General features: G+C 66.1%; 18 protein-coding genes and 1 pseudogene. 9 read left to right on the top strand and 10 right to left on the bottom strand.

Translation table 11 applies throughout. The features are described from left to right. From ACFQU0_RS04505 to ACFQU0_RS04490, 4 genes are all read left to right on the top strand, one after another. Positions 1-1,212, top strand: a 1,212-nt coding sequence (locus ACFQU0_RS04505) for a single-stranded-DNA-specific exonuclease RecJ (RefSeq protein ID WP_382198925.1), incomplete at its 5' end; no start/stop codon positions are given. Positions 1,213-1,285: 73 nt separating this feature from the next. Further along, a complete protein-coding gene (locus ACFQU0_RS04500) occupies positions 1,286-1,540 on the top strand; it encodes a type II toxin-antitoxin system ParD family antitoxin (RefSeq protein ID WP_382198924.1) in 255 nt (84 codons plus the stop codon). Then, positions 1,537-1,845: a type II toxin-antitoxin system RelE/ParE family toxin gene (locus ACFQU0_RS04495; protein ID WP_382198923.1), complete on the top strand. Its 309-nt coding sequence runs from the start codon at positions 1,537-1,539 to the stop codon at positions 1,843-1,845. The genes ACFQU0_RS04500 and ACFQU0_RS04495 overlap by 4 nt, the downstream gene beginning before the upstream one ends. 2 nt (positions 1,846-1,847) lie before the next feature. Then, entirely contained in the window at positions 1,848-2,513 is a 666-nt protein-coding gene (locus ACFQU0_RS04490) for a pseudouridine synthase (protein WP_382198922.1), read from the top strand. On the opposite strand, the gene ACFQU0_RS04485 is transcribed toward ACFQU0_RS04490, so the two are convergent. Beyond that, the gene (locus tag ACFQU0_RS04485; RefSeq protein ID WP_382198931.1) at positions 2,503-3,408 is read right to left on the bottom strand and encodes a GGDEF domain-containing protein; all 906 of its coding nucleotides are present in this window, start codon (positions 3,406-3,408) and stop codon (positions 2,503-2,505) included. The two genes, ACFQU0_RS04490 and ACFQU0_RS04485, sit on opposite strands and share 11 nt — an antisense overlap. A gap of 431 nt (positions 3,409-3,839) precedes the next feature. Here ACFQU0_RS04485 and ACFQU0_RS04480 point away from each other — a divergent pair. The 3 genes and pseudogenes from ACFQU0_RS04480 to ACFQU0_RS04470 form a co-directional block, all read left to right on the top strand. Beyond that, a pseudogene (locus ACFQU0_RS04480) lies at positions 3,840-4,001 on the top strand (pseudouridine synthase); the annotation flags it as partial. 284 nt (positions 4,002-4,285) lie between these two features. Next, on the top strand, positions 4,286-6,853 hold the full coding sequence (locus ACFQU0_RS04475; protein ID WP_382198921.1) for an EAL domain-containing protein: 2,568 nt from the start codon (positions 4,286-4,288) through the stop codon (positions 6,851-6,853). Next, a complete protein-coding gene (locus tag ACFQU0_RS04470) occupies positions 6,850-8,013 on the top strand; it encodes an HDOD domain-containing protein (RefSeq protein WP_382198920.1) in 1,164 nt (387 codons plus the stop codon). The genes ACFQU0_RS04475 and ACFQU0_RS04470 overlap by 4 nt, the downstream gene beginning before the upstream one ends. Here the strand turns inward: ACFQU0_RS04470 and ACFQU0_RS04465 are convergent. From ACFQU0_RS04465 to ACFQU0_RS04450, 4 genes are all read right to left on the bottom strand, one after another. Beyond that, positions 7,977-9,035 carry a hemerythrin domain-containing protein gene (locus tag ACFQU0_RS04465; RefSeq protein ID WP_382198919.1) on the bottom strand — a complete coding sequence of 353 codons (1,059 nt, stop codon included), beginning with the start codon at positions 9,033-9,035 and terminating at the stop codon, positions 7,977-7,979. The genes ACFQU0_RS04470 and ACFQU0_RS04465 overlap by 37 nt on opposite strands. 100 nt (positions 9,036-9,135) lie before the next feature. Beyond that, positions 9,136-10,959 carry a glutaminase A gene (gene glsA, locus ACFQU0_RS04460; RefSeq protein WP_382198918.1) on the bottom strand — a complete coding sequence of 608 codons (1,824 nt, stop codon included), beginning with the start codon at positions 10,957-10,959 and terminating at the stop codon, positions 9,136-9,138. Between the two features lie 94 nt (positions 10,960-11,053). Then, a complete protein-coding gene (locus ACFQU0_RS04455) occupies positions 11,054-11,692 on the bottom strand; it encodes a 3-oxoacid CoA-transferase subunit B (protein WP_382198917.1) in 639 nt (212 codons plus the stop codon). A 10-nt stretch (positions 11,693-11,702) separates the two neighbouring features. Next, on the bottom strand, positions 11,703-12,407 hold the full coding sequence (locus ACFQU0_RS04450; RefSeq protein ID WP_382198916.1) for a CoA transferase subunit A: 705 nt from the start codon (positions 12,405-12,407) through the stop codon (positions 11,703-11,705). 81 nt (positions 12,408-12,488) lie between these two features. On the opposite strand from ACFQU0_RS04450, the gene ACFQU0_RS04445 reads away from it, so the two are divergent. Continuing rightward, positions 12,489-13,067 (top strand): LuxR C-terminal-related transcriptional regulator, encoded by a 579-nt coding sequence (locus tag ACFQU0_RS04445; protein WP_382198915.1) that lies wholly within the window; start codon positions 12,489-12,491, stop codon positions 13,065-13,067. A 12-nt stretch (positions 13,068-13,079) separates the two neighbouring features. Here ACFQU0_RS04445 and ACFQU0_RS04440 read toward each other — a convergent pair whose 3' ends face one another. The 3 genes from ACFQU0_RS04440 to ACFQU0_RS04430 form a co-directional block, all read right to left on the bottom strand. After that, positions 13,080-14,639 (bottom strand): methyl-accepting chemotaxis protein, encoded by a 1,560-nt coding sequence (locus ACFQU0_RS04440; RefSeq protein WP_382198914.1) that lies wholly within the window; start codon positions 14,637-14,639, stop codon positions 13,080-13,082. Positions 14,640-14,805: 166 nt separating this feature from the next. Then, positions 14,806-16,596, bottom strand: a complete 1,791-nt coding sequence (locus tag ACFQU0_RS04435) for a methyl-accepting chemotaxis protein (protein ID WP_382198913.1) — start codon at positions 16,594-16,596, stop codon at positions 14,806-14,808. A 114-nt stretch (positions 16,597-16,710) separates the two neighbouring features. Further along, positions 16,711-17,082 (bottom strand): carboxymuconolactone decarboxylase family protein, encoded by a 372-nt coding sequence (locus ACFQU0_RS04430; RefSeq protein WP_382198912.1) that lies wholly within the window; start codon positions 17,080-17,082, stop codon positions 16,711-16,713. Between the two features lie 62 nt (positions 17,083-17,144). On the opposite strand from ACFQU0_RS04430, the gene ACFQU0_RS04425 reads away from it, so the two are divergent. Continuing rightward, complete coding sequence (locus ACFQU0_RS04425; protein ID WP_382198911.1) at positions 17,145-17,726, top strand: peroxidase-related enzyme; 582 nt, start codon at positions 17,145-17,147, stop codon at positions 17,724-17,726. Positions 17,727-18,009: 283 nt separating this feature from the next. Here ACFQU0_RS04425 and ACFQU0_RS04420 read toward each other — a convergent pair whose 3' ends face one another. Together ACFQU0_RS04420 and ACFQU0_RS04415 are read right to left on the bottom strand one after the other, a co-directional pair. After that, entirely contained in the window at positions 18,010-18,429 is a 420-nt protein-coding gene (locus tag ACFQU0_RS04420; protein ID WP_382198910.1) for an acyl-CoA thioesterase, read from the bottom strand. Beyond that, complete coding sequence (locus ACFQU0_RS04415; RefSeq protein ID WP_382198909.1) at positions 18,426-19,508, bottom strand: DMT family transporter; 1,083 nt, start codon at positions 19,506-19,508, stop codon at positions 18,426-18,428. The genes ACFQU0_RS04420 and ACFQU0_RS04415 overlap by 4 nt, the downstream gene beginning before the upstream one ends. Between the last annotated feature and the right edge of the window lie 118 nt (positions 19,509-19,626).

Here is a 19,626-nt window from a genome sequence, read left to right as displayed (position 1 = left end):
GTGCCCGATGACTGTGTGATCGTCAACCCCAACCAGCCCGGCTGCACGTTTGAGAGCAAATCCATCGCGGGCGTGGGTGTGATGTTCTACGTGCTGCTGGCCTTGCGGGCCGAGTTGCGGGAACGCGGCGTTTTCACCGCAGCGACACAGCCCAAGGTAGACGCCCTGCTGCCTCTGGTGGCACTTGGCACCGTGGCCGACGTGGTCAAACTCGATCCCCACAACCGCCGCCTCGTGGCCCAGGGTCTCAAGCGCGTGCGCGCCGGCGCCCTGCCCGCCGGCATGGCGGCGCTGTTCAACGTGGCCGCGCGCCGCCCCCAAGCGGCCACCGCCTTCGACTTCGGTTTTGCCCTGGGTCCGCGCCTGAACGCCGCCGGCCGCCTGGCCGACATGACCCTCGGCATTGAATGCCTGATCACCGACGACGCGGCTCGCGCCGACGAACTGGCCCGCACGCTGGACGGCATCAACCGCGAACGCAAGGCCATCGAAGGCGACATGCGCGAACAGGCGCAACAACTGGCCGAACAACTGTTCGACGAAGACGAGGCACCGCCACCTGCCATCACCGTGTTCGACCCGGACTTCCACGAAGGCGTGGTGGGCATCGTGGCCTCGCGCCTCAAAGACAAGCTGCACCGCCCGACCTTTGTGTTCGCGGCCAGCGCGGCCGAGGGCAAAGGGCACGAACTCAAAGGCTCAGGTCGCTCCATCCCAGGCTTCCACCTGCGCGACGCACTTGACCTGGTGGCCAAACGCCACCCCGGCGTGCTGCTGCGCTTTGGCGGTCACGCCATGGCGGCCGGCTGCACCATCCACGAAGACGGCCTGGACGCCTTCGAACAAGGCCTGGCCCAGGTGGCCAGCGAATGGCTGGACGCCGAAACCCTGCAGCGCCGCCTGGAAACCGACGGCCCGCTGGACCCGCAATACCGCCGCCCCGACGTGGTGGACACCTTGCACGCCGCGGTCTGGGGCCAGGGTTTTGCGCCGCCCGTGTTCTGCGAAGAAGTAGAGGTGGTCTCGCAACGTATCGTGGGCGAAAAACACCTGCAGCTCAAACTCAAACACCAGGGCGCGGCGGTGGACGGCATCTGGTTCAGCCACACCGAGCCCCTGCCCGCCCGTGCCAAGCTGGCCTTCCGGCTCGACGCCGATGAGTGGCAAGGCCAGAAACGGGTGCGCTTTCTGGTGGAGGCGGTGGAGCTGTGACGGGCAGCATCGGGAGGCCATTTCGGGAGACCATTTCTTGGCAAAGATTGCCAAAACCGTTAAGCTGCTGACCATGCCAACCACCATGAACATCTCGCTGTCCGACGAACTGAAATCGTTCGTGGATGAACGCGTCAAAAGCCGTGGCTACAGCACCCACAGCGAGTACGTGCGCGATCTGGTGCGCCGCGACGAGCAGGAAGCAGGGCGTGAGCGTTTGCGCGCCCTGCTGGCCGAAGGTTTGGCGTCTGGCCCCGGGCCGGACTGGACGACCCAGCGCGATCACCTGCGCCAGCGTGCGTTGGGTTCATCCGGCAGCAAGGTTTGAAGCCCTGCCGACCGACGGCCGCTGCAGCAGCGGACATTGACCGTGCCTTCGACCACTACCTCACGCAGGCAAACGCCGACGTGGCGCTCGGGTTCATCGATTCGCTTGACGCCGCTTTCCTGCACCTGGCCGAACACCCCGGCACCGGCTCACCTCGCTACGCACGGCCACTCCACGTGCCCGGCCTGCGCTGCTGGCTCACCACCGGCTATCCCTACGCGGTCTTCTACCTGGAACGCGACACCCACCTGGATGTGATCCGCGTGCTGCATCAGCATGCGGATCTGCCTGCACACTTGGTTTGAGCATGACACGACTCAACGTGGTGCACGCCGACGAGCACTTGCTGGTGCTGGACAAGCCCGCCGGCCTTTTGTGTGTGCCAGGACGCGGCCCCGACAAGGCTGACTGCCTGAGTGCGCGCGCCCAAGCGGTCTACCCCGACGCCCTCATCGTGCACCGGCTGGACATGGCCACCTCGGGTCTCGTGGTGATGGGGCGCGGTGCGGCCGCCCAGCGCACGCTCAGCCTGGCGTTTGCCGATCGCCGGGTGCTCAAGCGCTACGAGGCGGTGGTGGCCGGTGTGCCCGATGCCTCGGCCGCCGATGCCGAGGGCTGGAGCGACATCCACCTGCCCCTGATCGTGGACTGGCCCAACCGGCCCAAAAGCAAGGTGGACTTTGACCTCGGCAGACCCAGCCACACCCGTTGGCGCACGCTGCAAGTGAGTGAAGTGCCTGGGCTTGGCCCCTGCGCAAGGTTGGCGTTGGTGCCGGTGACCGGCCGCTCGCACCAACTGCGCGTGCATTTGCTGGCGCTGGGCCACCCCATGTTGGGCGATGACCTGTATGCCGACGGCGCTGCGCTCGCGGCCTCACCTCGGTTGCTGTTGCACGCCTGCGCCATCACCTTGCCCCACCCCCACACCGGCCAACCGATGGGCTGGACCAGCCCTGCGCCTTTCAGCGCATGAAGCTGCTCTCCACCCGGTTGCGGCCGTTCTGTTTGGCGCGGTAGAGCTGGTGATCGGCCGCGCGCACGGCCGCGTCGCTGCTGTTGTGCTCCGGTTGCGCCTCGCTCAGGCCGATGCTGAGCGTCACATGGTCGGCGGCAGGCGGGCGTGAGATGTCGACCGCATGACGCAGCTTTTGCGCCACACGCAAGGCCTCGTCGGGCGGCGTCTGGGGCAGCAACACCAGAAACTCCTCGCCACCGCTGCGGCCCACAAAGTCGGTGGACCGCAACTGGCGCCGCAGCACATCGGCCACGTGCCGCAGCACGGCGTCACCCGCCGCATGGCCATGGCTGTCGTTGACCAGCTTGAAGTGGTCCACGTCCAGCACCAACACCACATACGCCACGCCGGTGCGGCGCATGCGTTCGAACTCCAGGGCCAGGCGCTCGTCACAGGCGCGCCGGTTGGGCAAGCCGGTCAGCGGGTCGTGACGGGCCAGGCGCTCCAACTCGGCGTTGCTGCGGGCGAGTTCGGCCGTGCGCTCGGCCACTTTGTCCTCCAGCTCGTGGTTGCTGCGCTCGAGCGCCTGGCGCCGGGCAATCAGGGTGGCCGCCATGCCTTTCAAGGCGGTCGACAGGGCACGCACCTCGGCACTGCGTGCACCGGCGTCCAGCACCACATCTTCTTCGCCCCGCTCCACACGCAAGGCCAGGCCGGTCAACACCTCCAACGGGCGGCTGATGATGCGCGCGCCCCACCACGCCAGCAGCAAAAACACCAAGCTGGCCAACAAGGTCACGCCCAGCACCGCGCGCTGCAGATCGACCAGATCGCCCAGCGCTGCGGTCAGCGGCTGTCGCACCACCACACGCCACCCCAGCGGGCTGGCAGGCCCGGCCTCGGGCACGGGCATGGCCACACTGAGGTACTCACCCCCTTCCGGCCAGCTGTCGAGCACTTGCGGCACCTCGGACACAAGTCCGTCGGGCACGCGATCGGCGCCCAGAGCACGGTCGGGGTAGCTGATGTGCCCCGTCTGGTCGACCAGGAACACATCGATTTGTTGCCGCGCACTTTTGCGGGGGACGATGGCACCCACCACGTTGGCGGCCCAGCGCCAATGCAGGTGGGCGGACAGCACACCACTCACGCTGCCGTCGGGTGCCCGCAGCGGCACCGCCACGTCGATGAAATACAGCGGTTCGGACGCGCCCGGCGCCAGCAGCGACTGCAGCAGATCCGCGCGGTGGCGGTCGCCCAGGTACGGGCCGTTCAGACCGGCGGCAAACCAGGGGCGCTGCGCCACCGAACGCCCCACCAGCAGGCCACCCGTGGCCACCTTGACCACGCCCTGCGCGTCCGTGGCGCCGATCCACGCGTACACGGGGTAGGCAGCCTGCAAGGCGTCCAACGTGGCCGCACCGGCCTCCTCCGCCCGCACGCCCGCCAATTCGGGCGACAAGCGAGCCACCTGACCGATCTCGCGCAAGCGCTCTTCCAGGTTGAGCGACACCACCGACGCCACCGCCTCGGCCAACTCGTGCAAGGCCTGTTCGCGTTCGCGCACCAGCTGCTGCCCATAGACGTGGGTGACGTAAAGGTAAAACGGCAAGCCCACGCCCAGGGCCAAGACACCAATCGCCAAGGCCAAACGTGAACGGAAGGTTTCAGGGAGCCATTTCATTGTCAAACATTTGCAAAAACCGACCCACCCTATCGTATGCTTGGCCGCAATGGCAAACACGTCGAAACAGTGTACGGGTGGTGATGCGGTCGCGCTCCGATTATTCGTGCGCAGCCTGACCCTGGGTCTGGCCTGTCTTCTCACCCTGCCGACCGTGGTCAGTGCGCGCGAGGTGCGCGTGGGCGTTTACGACAACCCGCCCAAGGTCACCGCCGATGCCAGCGGCCGGCCCAGCGGCATCATGGGCGACTTGCTGCAAGAAGTGGCGCGCCGCGAAAACTGGACCTTGGTGCCCGTGCCCTGCCGTTGGGACGCCTGTCTGGCGAGCCTGGAGGCCGGCTCTCTGGACCTGATGCCCGATGTGGCGCGCACCGACTCGCGGGTGCGCCTGTACGACTTCCACCGCGTGCCAGCCCTGCACAGCTGGTCACAGCTCTACCGCAAACCGGAGCAACACATCGAGTCGATGCTGGACCTGCAGGGCAAACGTGTGGCCGTGCTCGATGGCTCCAGCCAGCAAGAGTACCTGGCCACCTTGCTGGCCGGTTTTGGCCTGCGCACGGAACTGGTGCCACACACCACGTTTGACGAGGCGTTTGCCCGTGTGGCCGCTGGTGAGGCCGACGCCGTCGCCGTCAACCACCACTTTGGCGACTTGGCGGCGAGGCGCTACAAGCTGGTGGAAACCAGCCTGATGTTCCAGCCTTCGCGCCTGTTTTTTGTGGCGGCCAAAGGCCGCAACGCTGATGTGCTGGCCGCGCTCGACCGCCACCTCGAGCCCTGGCAGGCACAGCCCGATTCGCCCTACTACCAGGTGCTCAAACGCTGGGCCGTGCCACGCGAATCACCGCCCATTCCGGCCGCGTTCTGGTGGGGGCTGGGGGGCGTGGTGACCGCGCTGTTGCTCGCGCTGGCTTTTGTGGCGTTGCTCAAGCGCGAGGTGGCGCGTCGCACCGCCGAGCTGCGCGCCAGCGAGGACAAGCTGTCCACCATCCTCAACAGCGTGGACGCCTTCATCTTCATCAAAGACACCGAGCTGCGCTACCTCTATGCCAACCGACAGGTCTGCGAGCTGTTCGGCAAACCCCTGTCCGAGATCGTCGGCCAAGGCGACAGCGCTTTTTTTGACCAGACCACAGCCCGGCACCTCCGGGTCACCGACCAGCGGGTGTTCGACCGGGGCGAACGTCTGGTGCAGGAGGAAGTGAACCGGCTGCCCGACGGCAGCCAGCGCACCTACCTCTCCGTCAAGTTGCCGCTGCGCCGGGCCGACAACAGCATTTACGCGCTGTGTGGCATTTCCACGGACATCACAGAACAGCGCCAGTTTTTGCAGGAAATCCATCAGCTCGCGTACCACGACCCACTCACCCACCTGGCCAATCGGCGCCAGATGATCGAGCGCCTGCAGCAGTTGTTGGCCGATCCGGCCGCCGGCCTGCACCAGCACGCCCTGCTGCTGCTCAACCTCGACAACTTCAAGGGCCTCAACGACACCCACGGCCACAACGTGGGCGACCTGCTGCTGCAACAGGTCGCACAACGCCTGAGCGGCTGCGCCCGTGCCGACGACCTGGTGGCGCGGCTGGGCGGCGACGAGTTCGGCCTGCTCATGACCTCGCTCAACGCCCAGCCCGGCCTGGCCATGCGGCAGATCGAAACCGCCGCCACCCAATTGGTGCGCGCCATCACCGACATGCCCTTCCAGCTTGAAACACTGACCCACCCGGCGTCGGTCAGCGTCGGCATCGCGCTGCTGAACCAGCAAGACCACTCGGTGGAGGCGGTGCTCAAACAGGCCGACATCGCGCTGGCCCAGGCCAAGGCCGCCGGGCGCGGCACGGTGCGCTTTTTCCGCTCCGACATGGAGGCGGTGATCGCGGCGCGTGCGGCGCTGGAAGCCGACCTGCGGGAAGGCCTGGCGCAGCGTCAGTTTCTGCTCCACTACCAGCCACAGATCGACGAACACGGCGCGGTGTTCGGGGTCGAGGCCCTGGTGCGCTGGCAGCACCCGCAACGTGGCATGGTGCCGCCGGGCAGCTTCATCGGACTGGCCGAGGTGTCGGGGCTGATCGAGCCGCTGGGCCTGTGGATTCTGCGCAGCGCGTGCGAACAGATCGCAGCCTGGCGCGACGACCCACAGCGCGCACACCTGCTGGTGGCGGTCAACATCAGCGCACGCCAGCTGCACCACCCCGAATTTGTGCAACTGGTGGCCACGGTGTTGGCCGAAACCGGGGCCGACCCACAACGCCTGGAACTGGAGCTGACCGAAAGCCACCTGGTGGAAGACGTGGACGGCGCCACCGCCAAAATGCACTCGCTCAAATCGCGTGGGGTGCGGCTGTCGCTCGACGATTTTGGTACCGGGTATTCGTCGCTCAACTACCTCAAGCGCCTGCCGCTGGACCAGCTCAAGATCGACCAGAGTTTTGTGCGCGACCTGCTGCTCGACGCCAACGACCTGTCCATCGTCAAAGCCATTGTGGACATGGGCCGCAACCTGAAACTGAACGTACTGGCCGAAGGGGTAGAGACCCAGGCACAGTTCGACATGCTGCGGCAAGCCGGTTGCAAGCGCTACCAGGGTTACCTCTTTTGCCACCCGGTGCCCGTGGACCAGCTGCCCACAACCTACACCCTCCACCCGCCTCACTCGGAGCTGACCGCATGACCCCCCCCGTTTTGTTTGGCCTCATCGTTCTGGTGCTGGCGGTTGTGGCCTACCTCGTGCTGCGCCGTGCGGCGCCGCGCCGTGACAACACACCCACCACCATGCGCCCCGCCGAGCCGCGGGCCGCTCCGCCCTCACACCAGCCCGTTGCGGTCCCACACAGGGCTCCATCTGAGGGCACACCTGTGGCGGTGTCCTCACGCCCATTGCCCCCCGAACTGGCGACTTTCCGCATCACACCGGTGCAAGACATGCCCCCCGCCCAGCGCGATGCCCTCACCGAGTCCTTGCGCAACATTCCCCGACCACCCCGTGCGCTGCACCGCCTGATCTCGCCCGAGTTCCTCGCCACGGCCACCTCGACGGAAATGAGCGAGCTGGTCATGAGCGAGCCGCTGATTGCCGCCAAGGTGCTGTCCACCGTCAACTCTCCGCTGTATGGACTACAGCGCTCCGTCACCAGCATTGGTCAGGCCATCACCTTTCTGGGCATGAACACCGTGCGCAGCATCTGCGTGCGTTACCTGCTCGACGAATCCTTCCAGGCCAGCGACCCCGCCAGCCGCCGCGTGTTCGAGCAGTTGTGGACCGCCAGCGCCATTGCCAGCGAGTTGTGCTCACGGCTGAGCAAACAGCTGCACATGGCCGACGCCGGCACCCTGGTCACCCAGGTGGTGCTCTCGTTTGTGGGCCACATGGCCGTGGCCACCCTGCCCCAGAGCCGCGCCCAACCGGCGTTGACCGACATGTCGCTTGATTTGGTGCAGCGCTACAGCGCACAACAGCAGGCGCTGGGACTGTGTGCGCCCGAAATCGGTCGCCTGTTGATGACCAGCTGGGAACTGCCCGCCAGCATCGTGCACGGGGTGGGTGACATCGACCTGGTGCTGACCCAGCCCGCCAGCGGCCTGGACACCCCCGCCGCAACACGCCGTGCCCTGCTCTACCTGTGCGCCCGTCTGGCCGAGCGCCTGACCGCAGGCGCGCTCGACACACTGGCCCAGTGGCACTTGGCCACCGACACCGCCCTTTGCACCCACCACCTGGCGGGTCATTTGCAGCCCGCCCAGGAGGCCGCGCTGCAAACGCTGCTCGGCGCGCCCGAGCTGCAAACCAGCGTGGATCAGCTGTTGGGCAAAGGCGCCGACACGGCGGCGTGAGCAATGGGCAACAAGGACGAGGCCGCATCGGCCAGCAGCACCGCCCCATAACCACGCGAACGCGGCACCGCACCGGCCACACCCATGCGCAGCGGACCCAACGCGGCAATGGCTGCGGCCACCCGCTGGCCCGCCAGTTGCGCGCCGTCCAGCGGCGTGTCGGGCAACAACACCGCCACCCGCTGAGGGCCCAGACAGGCCACGAGGTCGGTGGTGCGCTTCATCTCGGCGGCCACCGCGCGTGTCACATCGCGCAACAACACCGAGGGCTCGTTGGCCGATTCGACCCCCCAGTCAAGCAGGATCATCGACAGCGGTGACTCGCTGCGAAAACCGCGCGCCGCTTCTTCTTCCAGCCGGGTTTCAAACAGGCGCGCATCGGCGGCCTGGAGTTCGTCGTCAAAATGGCCCTGGCGCGCCAGGCGCTCGTGCAGCACCTGGGCGCTGGCGGCCACCGCGTCGGCCGCAGCCAATGCGGCGTCGCGCGCGCGGGCGTGCGCGGACAGCTCCAGGTACAGGTGTCCCACCAGATTGAGCAGCGCGCGCTGGCCGGCCTCAGATACACCCGGATCGTCCTCGTAGGCATCCACGGCCGCCCGCCCCGCTTTCACCTGGCGCATCTGCCGCACCATCGATGGGTCCACCCCCAGGATGTGCAGACCGATCCACGACACCAGAAATCCCATCAGCCGGCCATGCAGGTCGGGCTGGGTCGCGCGGCCATTCCACATCTCGCGCAGGTTGATGATGAACTGCTCGTGCTGGCGGCGGTGTTTCTGCTGGTGGCGCTCGTCGATGCCGGCCTCACGCATGAGTTGCTCTTCGCCGGTGAACTGGGCTCGGGCGTAGTTCATGAGGCGGTCGAAGGCGCGGCGCAGCGCGGCTTCGCGTTCGTCGGACGACACACCGGCGTGGAACAGGGTGTCGTGCAAGCGGTTGAAGACGTCGATCAGCGCCTTGTGCTGCTCGTCCAGCTCGGGCAGGCCGGTGCTGAAGTGGTGGTCCCAGACAAACAATTGCATGGTGCGCGGTCTCCTCGTGTCGCGGCCTGACCGCAGCACGGGCTGTGGTCGAACGCCTCAGATAATACGCGCACCTGGCGCTGAGTCGGCTGACCCGGCCTCAGGCCAGCGCGGCAATCCACTGTGTGGCGCCACGCAGCTTCACCGCCAGGTCGCGGGCCAGGTTTTCCAGCAGCCGTATCTTGATCTCTGGCATCTGTTGGGCCAGTGCCTCCAGGTCGTTCACATGCAGCACGCGGCAGCGCACGTCGCTGTCGGCCACCACCGAGGCGGTGCGCTGGGTCTGGCCCAGCAGCGTCATTTCGCCAAACGCCATGCCCGGCCCCAGCGACGCGATGCGTTGGTGCCCCCCTTCGTCCAGCGGCACCAACACGCTGACCCGCCCGCTCTCGATGAAGAAGACCCGGCCATCGCCGGCCTCGCCGGCCTTGAGGATGGTGTCGCCAGCCCCAAACAGCTCGGTGCTCATGTGGCTGTCCATGAGCTTGAGCATCTCCGGCGAGTAGCCGGCCAGCAAGGGCGAGTCGGCCAGGGGCACGGCCACCTCCTCGGTCGACCCCATGCCTTGCAGCAAGCGGTTTTCGCACCACTCCACCGCCAGGTCGTTGTCTTCAAAAACCAGAAAGCCCCGGTCCTGCGCCCCCGCCGCCCGCGCCAGCGGTTGCAGGATGGCGGCGCGCCGGTGCACCCGCGAGCACACCACCGGTTTGCCCTCGATCTGCAGCGTGCGCCGCACCTGGTGCAACATCAAGGCGGCGCTGTCGGCCACGCCGGTGACCTGGTTCATGTCGAGAATGAAGCAGTCGGTGTCAGCGGCCATGCCCAGCATGCGGCGCACGATGTACTCCACCCCGTCCACCGCCAGCATGCCGTGCAGCGAGAGGTATTTGATGCGGTGCGCGTGCGCCTGCAGGTGCGCCCGGGCCGGCCCCACCGGTTTGCGGCGCGATGCCGCGTCGGCCCCGGTGTAGACCCGGCCTAGGGCCTGGCGCGGGTCGCGCACCTGCTGGAACATGTGCAGGCCAAAATCGCGCGAGATGCGGCGACAGGCCTCGATGCCACGCACGCTGTTGCCCTTGGCGTCCAGCCTGGGCGAAAAGATGGCGATGCCAAAACGCCCGGGGATGACCGCGATGACACCACCGCCGACGCCGCTTTTGGCCGGCATGCCCACCTCGTAGAGCCAGCTGCCAGCAAAGTCGTACATGCCGCAGGTGGCCATGACGCTGAGCACCTGGCCCACGTGTTCGGCGGGCAAGGCGCGCTGCCCGGTCAACGGGTTGACCCCGCCATTGGCGAGCGTCGCGGCCATGTAGGCCAGGTCGCGGCAGCTCACCTCGATGGCGCATTGCCGGAAGTAGTTCTCCAGCGACGCCATGGGCTCGCCTTCGATGATGCCGAAGTTCTTGAGCATCCAGGCGATGGCCCGGTTGCGGTGGCCGGTGCTGCTCTCGGACTGGTAAACCGACCCGTCCACCGTGACCGGGTGCCCCACGAAGGTGGCGATGGACGACTCGATGCGCTGCCACTGCGCCTCGGTGGTGCGCCCGGCCACCAAACTGGTGGTGGCGATCGCACCAGCGTTGATCATGGGGTTGAGCGGCGCACCAGTCTGGGGATGCAGACTGATGGAGTTGAAAGCGTCGCCGCTGGGCTCCACGCCCACCTTGTCGGACATGGCCTGCTGTCCCCGGTCGGCCAGGGCCATGCCGTACACGAATGGCTTGGAGATGGACTGGATGGTGAACAGCTGCTCGGCATCCCCCACGCTGTAGGCCACGCCGTCCATGGTGACGATGCTGATGCCCAGCCAATCGGGGTTGGCCTTGGTGAGTTCGGGGATGTAGCTGGCCAGTTCACCAGCGTTGGCGCCGGCCAATTGTGCGTGCAGCGCCTCGAGGTAGGCGGCGATGGGTGCCTGCATGGAAATGTGCTCTTGGGTGGCCTGAGGTGCAGGCACTGAGCAATTCGCGTACCCGGCGCAGGCGAGCCGGGTACGCACCCCTACCCTAGGGGGTTCAGATCAGCGGCACGCCGGTCTTGCTCTGGATGAACTCACGCGTCACGCCATCGGCCAGCTCCACCAGCTTGAGGCCTTCGGGCGTCACGTCCATCACGCCCAGGTCGGTGATGATGCGGTCCACCACGCCCACGCCGGTCAGCGGCAAGGTGCACTCGGGCAGGATCTTGAGGTCCTCGGTGCCGTCTTTTTTCTTGGCCACGTGTTCCATCAGCACGATCACGCGCTTGACGCCGGCCACCAGGTCCATGGCGCCGCCCATGCCCTTGATCATCTTGCCGGGGATCATCCAGTTGGCCAGGTCGCCGCGCGCGTTGACCTGCATGGCGCCCAGGATGGACAGGTTGATCTTGCCGCCACGGATCATGGCAAAGGACTGGTCGGAGCCGAAGATGGACGAGCCCTTGATGGTGGTCACGGTCTGCTTGCCGGCGTTGATCAGGTCGGCATCGACCTCGTCTTCGTACGGGAAGGGGCCAATGCCCAGCATGCCGTTTTCGCTTTGCAGCCAAACCTCGATGTGGTCGGGCACATGGTTGGCCACCAGCGTCGGGATGCCGATGCCGAGGTTGACGTAAAAGCCGTCTTGCAGTTCAGATGCCGCGCGCGCGGCCATTTGGTCTTGGGTCCAGGGCATGTCGGTCTCCTCAAACTTTGCGGTCGCGGGTGGTGCGCTTTTCGATGCGCTTTTCGGGCGTGGCGTTGAGCACGATGCGGTGCACGTAGATGCCAGGCAGGTGAATGTCGTCGGGCGCGAGCTCGCCGGTGGCGACGATGCGCTCGACCTCGACGATGCAGATCTTGCCGGCGGTGGCGGCGGCGGGGTTGAAATTGCGCGCCGTCATGTTGAAGCGCAGGTTGCCGCTGCGGTCGGCGACGTCGGCCTTGATCAGCGACACGTCGGGCACCAGCGAGCGCTCCATCACGTAGGTTTCGCCGTCGAACTCGCGCAGCTCCTTGCCCTCGGCCACCAGGGTGCCCACACCGGTTTTGGTGAAAAAGGCGGGGATGCCGGCGCCACCGGCGCGCAGCTTCTCGGCCAGCGTGCCTTGTGGCGTGAATTCCAGCTCCAGCTCGCCCGACAGGTACTGGCGCTCGAACTCCTTGTTCTCGCCCACGTAGCTGCTGATCATCTTCTTGATCTGGCGTGTCTGCAGCAGCTTGCCCAGTCCAAAGTCGTCCACACCGGCGTTGTTGGAAATGGCGGTCAGGTTCTGCACGCCGCTGTCGCGCAGCGCGTCGATCAGCGCCTCGGGAATGCCACACAGGCCAAAGCCGCCCACGGCCAGCAGTTGGCCATCGGCCACCACGCCTTTGAGCGCCTCGGCAGCGCTGGGGTAAATCTTGTTCATGCCACCGGTCTCCAGTCAGAAAGTGAAGGGGTCTACGAGAAACGCTACGATACTACGTATTCAGATACGTAGTATTTCGTAATGTCCAACCCGGTCCCCGCACACGCCGCCATCGACTACCGCCTGGCCTTTGACCTGGCGCCGGTGGGCCTGGTGCTCTCGCGCCACCGCACCATGGTGGACTGCAACCGCGCCGTGTGCGACATGTTCGGCGCCAGCCGCGAACAGCTGGTGGGTCAGAGCTTTCAAATCCTCTACCCCAGCGCCGACGAGTACCAGCGCACCGGCGAGCGCATCGCACCCATCATGAACACGCGCGGCCACTATGCCGATGACCGCTTGATGAAACGGGTGGACGGCGCTCAAAAGGGCGAGACATTCTGGTGCCATGTGACCGGGCGTTCGCTGGACAGGAACGACCCCCACGCGGCCGGCATCTGGAGCTTTGAAGACCTGAGCGCACGCCGCACGGTGAAAGCCGACCTCACCGCCCGCGAGCGCGAGGTGGCCGCGCTGGTGATGCAGGGCCTGACGGCCAAGGAGATCGGCAAAACCCTGGCCATCAGCCACCGCACGGTGGAGATCTACCGCGCGCGCCTGATGCGCAAGTACCAGGCCAACGGCATCACCGACCTGGTGCAGCGCTTGTTGGTGGGCTGAACGGCCGCAGCGTCAGGCCCGAACGCCGGACAAGCGGAACACCGACACCGTCTGCAACAGGTCGGCGGCCTTGCGGCGCAGCGCCTCGGCCACCGCCGCCGACTCTTCCACCAAGGCCGCGTTTTGTTGGGTGGCCTGGTCCATGTGGCCCACCGAGTCGCCCACCTGGATCACACCCGCGCTTTGTTCGTCGCTGGCGGTGCTGATCTGGCTGACGATGGTGTTGACCTGCCCGATGCTGTGCACAATTTCTTCCATGGTCTGGCCCGCGCGGTGGACCAGACCGCTGCCTTCGCTCACCCGCCGCACGCTGTCGTCGATGAGGTCCTTGATTTCCTTGGCCGCCGCCGCGCTGCGCTGGGCCAGGTTGCGCACCTCGCCGGCCACCACGGCAAAACCTCGGCCCTGTTCGCCCGCACGCGCGGCCTCCACCGCGGCATTGAGCGCCAGGATGTTGGTCTGAAACGCAATGCCGTCGATGACACCAATGATGTCGGCAATGCGACGCGAGCTGTGGTTGATGCCCTCCATGGTGGACACCACCTGGGTCACCACCTCGCCACCCCGCAGTGCCACCGCGCTGGCGCCTTGAGCCAGCTGGTTGGCCTGGCGCGCGTTGCCCGCGTTCTGCTGCACGTTCACACCGAGCTGCTGCATGGTCGATGCGGTGTGGCTCAGGGTGCCGGCCTGCTCCTCGGTGCGCTGCGCCAGATCGTTGTTGCCCTGCGCAATCTGCGAGCTGGTGCTGGCCACGTCTTCGGCGTTGCTGCGCACACTGGAGACAATGCGGGCCAACGCCTGTTGCATGTCGCGCATGGCCGCCAGCAGTGGGCTGAACTCGTCGTTCGCGCCGTCTCTCACCTCGGTACTCAGGTCGCCATCGCGCACACGTTGCGCCACGGCACGGGTCTGCTCCACCCGCTGGTGCAAACGGCGGCCAATGTAAGCAAACAAGCCCAACAGCACCACCGTGATGGCCACCGCCATGCCCACGAGCAACACCAAGGTGCGCCTGGCGTCGCTGACCAGGCGCCGGGTGTCGGCCTGCAGGCCGGCCTGCTGGGCGCGCCGCGTGTCGTCCAGCACCGCCAGCACGGCGTTGCGGGCCGGTATGGTGCGCCGGACCAGGAAATCGAACGCCTCATCGGTGCGGCTGTCGGCGATCAGTTGGAGGTTGGCCTCGCCTTCCTGCCAGAAGGCTTTGTACAGCCGGGGCAGGTCTGCCAGGCGGCTGCGGGCCTGGTCATCGTCGGCCGCCGCTGTCAGCTGGCCCAACAAGGCATCCAGCGCCTGGCGCTTGGCAACAATGTCGTCGAGGGCGGCGCGGCGCTCGGCCGGGTCACGCGCCAGCATCATGTGGCGCAACTGCAGCGAAACACGGGTGACATTGAGTTCCATCGCCGAGGCCGCCTCCAGCTGCGACACGCGTGAGGTCTCGATGTAGGTGGCGCGGCGTTGCACGTCCCCCAGGTTGTGGTACGCGAACGCGGCCAGCATGGCCAGCCCCAGCGTGAGCACAGCGGCGACCAGATACATGCTGGCGCGCAGACCCAGCGAACGGATGATTGGCATTATTTCCTCCCTGACCCGCCCCGGTGGGGCCCACATCAGCCTGGGCACCGGCCCCTTCCCAAGGGCGGTGCCACACGGCCTATATTACTTTTTTTGTCATTTTCGTTCCCACAGAAACAATTGCCTCACTATTGTTGACTGTTTTAGGCGGGATTGCCCCCGCCCATCAGAAGGTTTCCCAGTCTTTGTCGTCACCACCAGCGGCCGGGCGCGCCGCCGCTGGCGCGGCAATCGCACGGGGGGTTGCGCCCACCTTGGGCGGGGCCGCCGCCGGGCGCGAGGTGGGCCGGGGCTGGGTCAAGGCGGTGGGTGCGGGTTTGCGAGGCGCAGCAGGCGGGGGGGCGGGCCGGCGTGGCGCGACCGGCGCACTGGGTGGCGGCGCCACCGACTCGTTGCCCAAGCGGAACACCGACACCACCTGCGCCAAGCGCTGCGCCTGTTCGCGCATGCTGTCGGCAGCCGCCGCGCTCTCCTCCACCAGGGCGGAGTTCTGCTGCGTCATCTGGTCCAGCTGCGACACCGCCTGGTTCACCTCGGCAATGCCCTGACTCTGTTCGGCCGAGGCGCTGTGGATGTCGGCAATGATGTCGCTCACGCGTTTGACCGAGCTGACGATCTCGTCCATCGTCTGGCCGGCTTGTGCCACCAACTGGGTGCCGCTGTCCACCTTGGCCACCGAGGCGCCGATCAGCTCCTTGATCTCCTTGGCCGCCGCCGCCGAACGCCCGGCCAAGCTGCGCACCTCGGACGCCACCACCGCAAAACCACGGCCCTGCTCGCCAGCGCGCGCAGCTTCCACGGCGGCGTTGAGCGCGAGGATGTTGGTCTGGAATGCGATGCCGTCGATGACGCCGATGATGTCGCTGATCTTGCGGCTGCTGTCGTTGATTTCCCCCATGGTGCTGACCACCTGCGCCACCACCTGACCACCGCGCTGGGCCACCTCGGCGGCAGACGACGCCAACTGGTTGGCGGTCTGGGCACTGCCGGAAGTCTGCTGCAGGGTGCCGGTCAGCTCCTCCATCGACGAGGCGGTTTCCTCCAGGTTGCTGGCGGTCTGTTCGGTGCGCTGAGACAGGTCGGCATTGCCCTGGGCGATTTCGCTGGAGGCGTTGGCGATGCTGTCGGTGGAGCTGCGCACCTCGGCCACAAGCTGGCGCAAGGAATCCACCATCTGGTGCAGGCCATCGAGGATGCTGCCCGTCTGGGTGGGCGGCAGGCGCACGCCCAGGTTGCCCTTGGCCACTTCCGACATGGCGGCATAGGCCACATCAGGCTCGCCGCCAATCTGGCGGATGACCGAACGCGCAATCACCCAGCCAATGCCACCGATGATCAGCAGCGCGACCAGCAACAACACGGCATCCTGCACAAAACGCTGGCGAATCTGCTGGTCCAGGTCATCGGTGTACAGGCCCGATCCCACCATCCAGTTCCACCCATCGACCTTGATGATGTATTGCAGCTTGGGCACCGCCACGGTGGAGCCGGGGCGGGGGAAATTGGTGGGCACAAACGCACGGCCATCGCGGCTGTTTTTCATGCCATCCATCAGCGCCACGATGATGTCCACCCCGGCGCCGTCCTTGACCTTGCCAATCATGTTCTGGCCGTTCCACTCGGTGCGTATGGGGTGCATCACGCCCACACCGTCCAAGGTCCAGATGTAGAAGTACTCGGTCTTGCCCTCAGGGCCGCCGTAACGCGACAGCCCCACCGCCTCGGCGGCGGCCTTCTTGGCGTCGGCTTCGCTCATTTCGCCCTTGGCGGCTTTGGCCTGGTACCCCAGTACGGTACCGTGGGCCGCCTGCACAGCCGTCACCAGTTGCTGCTGGCGCGCTTCGGTGATCTGGGTGCGCGACTGCAGGGCTGCCGTCACCGCCATCAGCATCACCGCGACCACGGAGGCCGCCACCAGCAGGCCAATCTTGGCCTTGAAACTCAAACGGTTGAGCATGTTGTCTCCTCTTGACACCCCAAAAAGGGATGCAATCGTAAGGCAGAAGTCAGCTCAAATTAACATTTCTTACCGCTTGAAACCAGTTGTTTTAGGGCCTCGCACCGAGTGCTGTCAGCGTCCGTCCACCACCTCGGCGGCCGTGCGCATGGCCTCTACTGCGGTGGGTACCCCGCAATAAATGCTGGCGTGCAGCAGCACTTCTCGCACTTCTTCAGGCGTGGCACCGTTGTTGAGGGCACCCCGCACGTGGCCTTTGAGCTCGTGCTGTTTGCCCAGCGCGGTGAGCATGGCCACAGTGATCAAGCTGCGGGTTTTCAGGTCCAGGCCCGGACGCTGCCAGACATCACCCCAGGCGTTGTGGGTGATGTAGTCCTGCATGGGGCGGGTGAACTCGGTGGCGTTGCCAAAGGCCTTGGCCACAAAGTCTTCGCCCATCACGCGTTTGCGCATGGCCAGGCCTTTGTCGTACTGATCGGGGTTCATGGGTGTGTCCTTCGGTTGGAAAACCCAAGGATAAACTTGGCCGAACAACCACGGAGACACGCATGAGCCATACCCCCCGCTACCCCATCCCCGATCTCAACAGCCTGCCCGAGGACATCAAGGCCAAGGTACTGGAGGTGCAGGAAAAAGCCGGCTTTGTGCCCAACGTGTTCCTGGCGCTGGCGCGGCGCCCAGCCGAGTGGCGGGCGTTTTTTGCCTACCACGACGCGCTGATGCTCAAGGAGGACTCGGGCCTGAGCAAGGGCGACCGCGAGATGATCGTGACCACCACGAGCGCGGCCAACAACTGCCTGTACTGCGTGGTGGCCCACGGCGCGATTTTGCGCATTTACGAGAAGAAGCCGCTGGTGGCCGACCAGGTGGCGGTGAACTACCGCAAGGCGGACATCACGCCACGGCAGCGCGCCATGCTGGACTTTGCAATGAAGGTGTGCCAGCGCTCGGATGAGATCGAGGACGCGGACTTTGCGACCCTCCATGCCCATGGTTTTACCGACGAAGACGCATGGGACATCGCGGCCATCACGGCCTTCTTTGGGCTGAGCAACCGCATCGCCAGCTTCAGCGGGATGATGCCGAACCCAGAGTTCTATCTGATGGGGCGGGTACCCAAGGCCAAGTGAAGGGCCTGCTTCGTTGCGCCCGAGGACATGGGGCGCTTGGCTCCGCGGCTGTCCCCCGCCGGCTGCGCCGGCTCCTCCTTTATGCCGCTGCGCCAAGCACCCCATGCCCTCGGGCATCCACCATGTCGGCAAACCAACGGTTGCGCGCCAACATCACTTCAGATCGGGGTGGTGGGGCGTTCTGCAGAGCGAGGTAAAGGAGGAGCCGGCGCAGCCGGCGGGGGACACGAGCGGCGCAGAGCGCCCCGCCACCCCGATCCCGCCCACCCAGTGGCAAAAACCCTCAGGACACCAATGAACGCAACCACTCCGGCATAGGCGCCGACCGCTTGGCCTGGTAATCCACCCACACCGTGGTAGCACCACCCGACGCATACACCGTGTCCGGATCGTCCGCCCGCGACAACACACACCAGGTCTCGAACGAACTGCGCCCCGGGTCGCTCACATACGTGCGCACACGCACATCGCCCGGGTATTCCAGCTGTTGGTGAAAATTGCAGAACGCATTCACCACCAGTGGGCCATGACCAGATGGCGCAGGCGGGCAGCCGATGGCCGTCATCCAGTCGATGCGCGCCACCTCCATGTAGCGAAAGTAGACCGTGTTGTTCACATGGCCCATCGCGTCCATGTCGCCCCAGCGGATGGGCAGGGTCATGTCATGAACCAGCTTTTTCTGGCTCGGCAGTTCCAATTTCACAGGTGCACCTCATCGATGGCGGGCTCGCGGTGCGCGCGCACCGAAGCCACAATGCCCAACACAAACAGGACCGCCGCCACCCACTGCACTGGCAATGGCCAGGTGGCGTCCCACACAAACGAATAGACCAGCGCGAACAGCGTCTCGCTGACGATCAACTGGCCACACAGGCTGGCACTCAAACGGCGGCTGGCCATGGTCCACAACAAGGACGCCAACCAGGCCGAGCCCACGCCGGTCAACACACACACCATCAGGCCTTGCACCAACCCGGGCAAGGCCACCAGTTCGGCCCAGGGGGTGCCCAGCGCCAACCACAACAGCAAGGCGCCCAGCCCGGTGGCCACGCCCAGCCAATTGGTCCACTGGGCCGAATCGACCTCCGGGTGGGCTTTGACCCAGCGCTCGTTGAGCAGCGCAAAAGCCGTCCAGCTGACCATGGACAGCACCGCCAACGCCATGCCCCAGCCGTATTGACCCGACGCCGCATCGCCCAGCGTCACGTGCGCCAGATCGGCCCACACCATCAGCGCCAGCCCTGCGGCCGTGCACACCAGGCCTGGCCAGAGCGCACGCCAGCTGAGGTGCTCAGGTTTGCCCAGCACCATCAGCCACAGGGGGATGGTGCCGATGATGAGCGCTGGCACCGCCGTGCCGGCCCAACCGATCGCCAGCGCCAGCAGCGTGTAGTAGCCGGTGAAACCCAACACACTCAAACCCAGGGCCGCACGCATCTGGGCGCCGGTGGGTGGCACCTCACCGCGCCGCAGGCGCCAGGCCAGAAGCACGGCAGACATCAGCCCAAAACTCATGAAACGGAACGAGGCCACGTCCACACCCGTGAAACCGGGCGCCATGCGCGGCGCCACAAACACCAGACCCCACAGCGCGCCCGCACCCAGCCCCGCCAACAAGCCCACCGTGACACGGCGCTGGGCCAGGGCTGCGTTCGGGTCGGCACCCACCGCCACGTTGGTGGCGCTCACACCGGGCATCCCATGTGGGCGGCCATCGCGCCCCGCAGCCGCAGCGTCGTCGCGCCAGCGTGCCGGGTAGCCCAGGCGACATGGTCCGTCCAATCGATGTGATGCGACATGAGCGTGCTCTCTAGAAAATGGCTTACTTGGAAATGACAGGATCGAGATTGTCTGTGAAGCCCCACTAAAATCCGTCGCGAGCTAGACAAGACCGCCCTGC

The organism is Hydrogenophaga defluvii (genome assembly GCF_042665235.1).
In the GTDB taxonomy this organism is placed as follows: domain Bacteria; phylum Pseudomonadota; class Gammaproteobacteria; order Burkholderiales; family Burkholderiaceae_C; genus Hydrogenophaga; species Hydrogenophaga defluvii_A.
Note: the sequence above shows the minus strand (reverse complement) of the source record. Positions and strands in the feature narration are given on the sequence as shown.

Excerpts from the sequence above, each read along its gene's own strand:
- ACFQU0_RS04500 (WP_382198924.1), top strand. The coding sequence starts at position 1,286 with ATGCCAACCACCATGAACATCTCGCTGTCCGACGAACTGAAATCGTTC.
- ACFQU0_RS04465 (WP_382198919.1), bottom strand. The coding sequence starts at position 9,035 with ATGCAATTGTTTGTCTGGGACCACCACTTCAGCACCGGCCTGCCCGAG.
- ACFQU0_RS04450 (WP_382198916.1), bottom strand. The coding sequence starts at position 12,407 with ATGAACAAGATTTACCCCAGCGCTGCCGAGGCGCTCAAAGGCGTGGTG.
- ACFQU0_RS04445 (WP_382198915.1), top strand. The coding sequence starts at position 12,489 with ATGTCCAACCCGGTCCCCGCACACGCCGCCATCGACTACCGCCTGGCC.
- ACFQU0_RS04440 (WP_382198914.1), bottom strand. The coding sequence starts at position 14,639 with ATGCCAATCATCCGTTCGCTGGGTCTGCGCGCCAGCATGTATCTGGTC.
- ACFQU0_RS04435 (WP_382198913.1), bottom strand. The coding sequence starts at position 16,596 with ATGCTCAACCGTTTGAGTTTCAAGGCCAAGATTGGCCTGCTGGTGGCG.
- ACFQU0_RS04470 (WP_382198920.1), top strand. The coding sequence starts at position 6,850 with ATGACCCCCCCCGTTTTGTTTGGCCTCATCGTTCTGGTGCTGGCGGTT.
- glsA (WP_382198918.1), bottom strand. The coding sequence starts at position 10,959 with ATGCAGGCACCCATCGCCGCCTACCTCGAGGCGCTGCACGCACAATTG.
- ACFQU0_RS04430 (WP_382198912.1), bottom strand. The coding sequence starts at position 17,082 with ATGAACCCCGATCAGTACGACAAAGGCCTGGCCATGCGCAAACGCGTG.
- ACFQU0_RS04455 (WP_382198917.1), bottom strand. The coding sequence starts at position 11,692 with ATGCCCTGGACCCAAGACCAAATGGCCGCGCGCGCGGCATCTGAACTG.
- ACFQU0_RS04490 (WP_382198922.1), top strand. The coding sequence starts at position 1,848 with ATGACACGACTCAACGTGGTGCACGCCGACGAGCACTTGCTGGTGCTG.
- ACFQU0_RS04425 (WP_382198911.1), top strand. The coding sequence starts at position 17,145 with ATGAGCCATACCCCCCGCTACCCCATCCCCGATCTCAACAGCCTGCCC.
- ACFQU0_RS04485 (WP_382198931.1), bottom strand. The coding sequence starts at position 3,408 with ATGCCCGTGCCCGAGGCCGGGCCTGCCAGCCCGCTGGGGTGGCGTGTG.